Source organism: Pseudoalteromonas sp. AWM4_233, from assembly GCF_056158285.1.
Genome location: NZ_JBSWSZ010000084.1, coordinates 1 through 4,877 on the forward strand (window position 1 = coordinate 1; position 4,877 = coordinate 4,877).

Genomic DNA, 4,877 nt, shown 5'->3' on the forward strand with positions numbered 1-4,877 from the left:
GCTATGTATTGCTAAGGTTAACGACGGTTAGATTCACCTCTTACACAGCACCTCACGTAGAAGTTATCGCACAGTTCTATACGGCAATGTCTCACGAGAATATTAGAGCTGACTTAGTGACAACATCCGAAATGAAAATTTCGGCTTTGCTGCCGCAAAAGTACTTAGAATTGGCTGTTAGAGCATTGCACAGCACATTTTTATTGGAAAGTATTGAGTAAATTGGTTTTTTTGCTTACTTTTATGACAACTTTTCATTAAAATGAAATTGACGCGGAATCTTCTAATTTTTGGAATAACAGGAGCAATAGAATGCTAATACTAACTCGTCGAGTGGGTGAAACCCTAATGATTGGTGATGAAGTAACTGTAACTGTACTAGGTGTTAAAGGTAACCAGGTACGTATTGGTGTTAATGCACCTAAAGATGTTTCAGTTCACCGTGAAGAGATTTACATGCGAATTCAGGCTGAAAAGTCTGGTCCTGCAACAGGTAACATCTGATCAGCTTTTAGCGAATAATTTAAGGAGCCACTATTCATTAGTGGCTTTTTTTTGCGCTAAGATAAAGTCAACCGTCTCGTCATCCAATGCACTTAAAGATAAATATTGTGCACCTCTTAGTGAATAGATCAGTAGACCTCTGTCTGTTTTTATAACTTTGGTGATGTCTTGCCAATTAAATACAAACGATTTGTATAGGTGCTGTGTAAGAGGTGAATCTAACCGTCGTTAACCTTAGCAATACGTAACTGAACGAAGTAGATGGACAATAACACTACGTATTGCTAAGGTTAAACAGCATCAATGTTTGGCTAGTTGCAGCACCTAGATAAAAAGTGTCAATAAAATTTTAAGAGTTTTTTAAGTTTATGTAAAAGCATCTTTTTAACCCTACTCATATCGGTCATACTAAGAGTCATACGCCTTACAAAGAAAGTTGGTACAGGTTCAATGAACAAAGGAAAGGTTTGGATCAACTTGAGGGACAGTTTTTGGTTTCTCCCTACGATCTACAGCTGTCCTATCGATCGCTAGCTGTGGCAATAACCGCGCTCATTGGATTCAGTGGATCATGTCGCTCAATACAAAGAGTCTATTCCATCCGCTACTTTTTGACAAAGTCAGTCGGTAGCTCAAACGCTATATGGTTCCATGGTCACATTCAATCTTGACTATGACAACGATCAGCTTTTCAACCATCATGGTTGTACTTACGACGTACACCACTCAATTCTCCACCACGGACCGTTACAGGACTTTATGAAAAGCCGCGTTACCCAGCATGTCTTAGGCGTATTTTCCTTTGGCTTCATTTTTTCACTGATCAATCTTTTCCTTTTAGGGAAGGAACCTGGACTTGGACTGGTGAGCCCCCTACTTTACAGTCATTGTTTCTATTGTCTGCTTAGCCTTTTTCATATTGTTCATCCACCACTCTTCGCGGTTCCTAAAAGTGAATAACTCTGATTGGCGCCATTAGAAAAAGCACCTCTACGCTCATCGCTCAAAACATTTAACGAGATAAAGATTATCAAACGGCTACCGAGTGGGACGACAAATAAGCCAGAACTGAAATTCAGACCAATCAAGCGGCTCTGTGATCCCTGCATGAGAAATCGGGGTATGTTCAAAATGTCCAGTATGGGTCTCTTATTAAGTGGGCAAGTAACCATACAGTCGTTATGGAAACCGGATTTCTTGATGGGAGACTACATTCAAAAAGGGATGCCTCTCTTCTTATTATTGGGAAGCTGCTGAAGGTGCAACTTCAGGAACGGGCCATGAAGAATGCAGCCGCTTCTGTTCGTCCTGATCGGAAATGAACGGATTGATACCCAGGACGTGGAATTCTCTGATTCAAAAGCTTGTGGAGATTGCCGTCAGAGCCATCTCTCCAAGCCTGAACGATCCCCACACCGCATCGAATTGCATCAATCGGATTGGACTCGCTGCTTATTGAACTGGCCATCTGTGTACGAGCCTATCCGGTATTTATATTGATGAAGCTGATGAGCTCCGCCTGATTGCACAGCCGAAGCCGTTTGAAGAATATTGTATACAAGAGTTTTACCAAATAAAGATCTATGGGCATCACGACATCTCGGTCATGAATAGTGTGCTTGAATCGCTTGTACAAAATCGCAGCATTTAGGAGATGACCAACGCAGTCGAGAGGATGTATGGACATTCGGTAAAACGATCCTCAATGCTGTAAAAACGGATGATTTGATGAACTCGATTTCAAAAGGCTCAATAATGAGGTTCGTAAATTAGCTAATGCACGTAACAAAGTTCACCTTACAGAAGGAATAAAGCATGAGCGTACTGTAGCTGAAAGGGATAAATACCTTTGTAGAGTGCCCTATGTTCAGAGTGCCTTGGGGCAAGCATTTGCAAAGAATCACTTGCCTAGATTACCCTTTGCCCATATCTAAGACCATAAAAAGAGTGAGCATTCATAACGAATGCTCATCTTTTTTATTTAGTGATTCCGATTGGGCTCGAACCAACGACCTCCACCCTGTCAAGGTGGCGCTCTCCCAGCTGAGCTACGGAATCGTATGTAGGAATTTATCGTTTCTTGCTGACAAAGATTAATATACTACGGATTCATCGATTGTGTCAAGACTTTCCCCATACCCATTCGTAGTTCCCCCGTCCCCCATGACTTTATCACATTCATCCAGACGAAGCAGTTCCAAAAAAAGTCTCTCCCGGATGTCAAAAAGATCGGATTCAATCTCTGGAAGCTACCTTTATCTTCCACGCATCATGTTCCAACTTTTTCGACAATTCTATGATAAAATGAGTAGTGGAACGTTTACATCGAAAAATTTTAGCGGGAAAGCCTCAGTGATACTTTCCGTGCTGTGAGGAGGTGGTCTAGTATATGGGCAGAGACGGATCCATGACCGAATACACCAATTGAACAGCCAGTACTTAGACGGAGACCATGACCCTTCAGGGTGTACACGCCTGAACAACTTCTCTCCATCTATACAAGTACCATTTCTGTATCATGCAGGATGGAAACGATTATTACTCCATGGGGCGGGCGTGCCACTCTGAGTGATAAGCTCCATAAAGAGGAAAAAATTGAGAACGGACGATTTTCATTGGCATCCATTACAATGACAAATATGACCGCCAGGGACAAAGTATCATCCTGACGGCAAAAAACAAGGAGACTATGTCAACTTCCTCATTAGAGAAGTTGTCCCATTTCCTTGATGAAGAGCTGCCCGGGTATTACATGGGGACGTGGCCGTACACTTGTCGGTGATTCCCTTAGCAGGAACGCTTGCCTTAATGACAGCGGTGAAATTCCCGAATATCTTCGGAAATGTCATCATGCAGAGTCCTTATGTAGATGAACATGTCCAAAGAGGTCGTCGACACAGCGACGAAAGACTTTTCTTCATCTAACCATTTATCATACTATCGGTCTGGAGGAAACGTGATGTTGAAACGACAGACAGGTGAGCGAGAAAAAATTTTCTCGAACCAAACCGGAAGCTGCGTGATCTTCTACATGAACAGCCAGGCTCTTGCCTATACGTACCATGAACTGGATGGCGGACCACACATGGGGAACATGGCAGAAGGATTTTGAGACGCGCTTTATTGAAAATGTTTAGTGGTGATTAGACGTATTAAAATGGGACAATCAGGAGGGTTAGTCCAATGAAATACGGAATAGCAGTGTTTCCATCAAAAAAAGTACAGGATGTGGCGAATTCATACCGCAAGCGTTACGATCCTCACTATGCGTTGATTCCTCCACATATTACGATGAAAGAAGCGTTTGAAGCAGAAGAGGAAGATCAGATTGAAAATGAAATCATTCCCGAGTTGCAGGGAAATTGCCAAAAACACAGAGCCTTTCTCCTACGGTGTTTATAAGGTCAGCTCTTCTCTCACCGGTTACGAATACGATTTACTTGAAGATTGAACCATCCGATGAAATTTTCGAATTGAATGATAAGCTGCACGCTGGAGAACTTCCAGAAGAAAAAGACTTCTACTTTCGTTCCTCACATCACGATTGCTCAAAAGCTTGTCAGATGAAGAATTTTCCGATGTATATGGCAGCCTCGCGTATGCTTAAGTTCGATCTGAATGATAAAGTCGATCGTTTCCAGCTGCTTTACCAACTTGGAAAATGGAGCTTGGAGTGTTTATGAAACATTCCGCCTTGGCAAAGGGTGACGCTCTGTGGACATCATAACAGGTCAGAAAATAAACAAGCAAAAAGACGACGCCTTCACACGTAAGACGAGTCGTCTTTGTAGAAGAACAGCAAGTCCCTGATCGAACTTGAAATCGATGAGTACGATGAGAGCGTCCATCCACTTTGTAGGATACGAAAACCAAGTTCCTGCTGCCGCTTCCCGCCTGCGGTTTCGTCCAGGGATTCGGGAAGCTTGAGCGGATTTGTGTTGTGAAAGAGCAACGCGGCCATTCCTTTGGGCAGACAGATGATTGCTGCAGCTGGAAGCCGCCGTGCGTGAGTATGGGTTTGACAAAGCCAAGCTTAAATGCCCAGACCCAGGCGGAAGCGTTCTATGAAGCTCTCGGTTATGTCACGATTTCGGACAACTTCCATGGATGCCGGCATCCCTCATGTCACAATGGTCAAAGAACTATAAACTCTAAAAAACAGAAACCGTCTATGGAATTCCGGGGTTTCTTCGTTTATATTCCAGGACCTTTTGTCTAGAATAAAACGTATAGGAACTAGAGATAAGGGTCGTGACAAATCAATGGATTATTTACAAATTACTGTAGAAACACTTTTTGGATTTGCTGCTCTGTTCGTCATGACGAAAGTGCTTGGCAAATCACAGATCACCCAGATCACAGCATTTGATTTC

At 42.7% G+C, this 4,877-nt stretch carries 7 protein-coding genes and 1 tRNA gene; 7 read left to right on the top strand and 1 reads right to left on the bottom strand.

Translation table 11 applies throughout. The features are described 5' to 3' along the window. The 4 genes from ACXAC4_RS20620 to ACXAC4_RS20635 form a co-directional block, all read left to right on the top strand. A partial coding sequence (locus ACXAC4_RS20620) for an ACT domain-containing protein (protein ID WP_475165064.1) occupies positions 1-221 on the top strand: 221 nt, incomplete at its 5' end. Between the two features lie 91 nt (positions 222-312). Further along, positions 313-504, top strand: a complete 192-nt coding sequence (gene csrA / locus ACXAC4_RS20625) for a carbon storage regulator CsrA (RefSeq protein ID WP_058031817.1) — start codon at positions 313-315, stop codon at positions 502-504. Positions 505-1,263: 759 nt separating this feature from the next. Beyond that, positions 1,264-1,464, top strand: coding sequence for a hypothetical protein (locus tag ACXAC4_RS20630; RefSeq protein WP_475165065.1), 201 nt, complete (start codon positions 1,264-1,266; stop codon positions 1,462-1,464). A gap of 358 nt (positions 1,465-1,822) precedes the next feature. Beyond that, entirely contained in the window at positions 1,823-1,963 is a 141-nt protein-coding gene (locus tag ACXAC4_RS20635; RefSeq protein WP_475165066.1) for a DUF2254 family protein, read from the top strand. A gap of 526 nt (positions 1,964-2,489) precedes the next feature. Here ACXAC4_RS20635 and ACXAC4_RS20640 read toward each other — a convergent pair. Further along, positions 2,490-2,562, bottom strand: a tRNA-Val gene (locus tag ACXAC4_RS20640). Between the two features lie 720 nt (positions 2,563-3,282). Between ACXAC4_RS20640 and ACXAC4_RS20645 the strand changes: the two genes are divergently transcribed. The 3 genes from ACXAC4_RS20645 to ACXAC4_RS20655 form a co-directional block, all read left to right on the top strand. Next, on the top strand, positions 3,283-3,429 hold the full coding sequence (locus ACXAC4_RS20645; protein ID WP_475165069.1) for an alpha/beta hydrolase-fold protein: 147 nt from the start codon (positions 3,283-3,285) through the stop codon (positions 3,427-3,429). A 258-nt stretch (positions 3,430-3,687) separates the two neighbouring features. Then, the gene (locus ACXAC4_RS20650; protein ID WP_475165068.1) at positions 3,688-3,906 is read left to right on the top strand and encodes a 2'-5' RNA ligase family protein; all 219 of its coding nucleotides are present in this window, start codon (positions 3,688-3,690) and stop codon (positions 3,904-3,906) included. 860 nt (positions 3,907-4,766) lie between these two features. Then, positions 4,767-4,877, top strand: a 111-nt coding sequence (locus ACXAC4_RS20655; RefSeq protein ID WP_475165070.1) for a hypothetical protein, incomplete at its 3' end; no start/stop codon positions are given.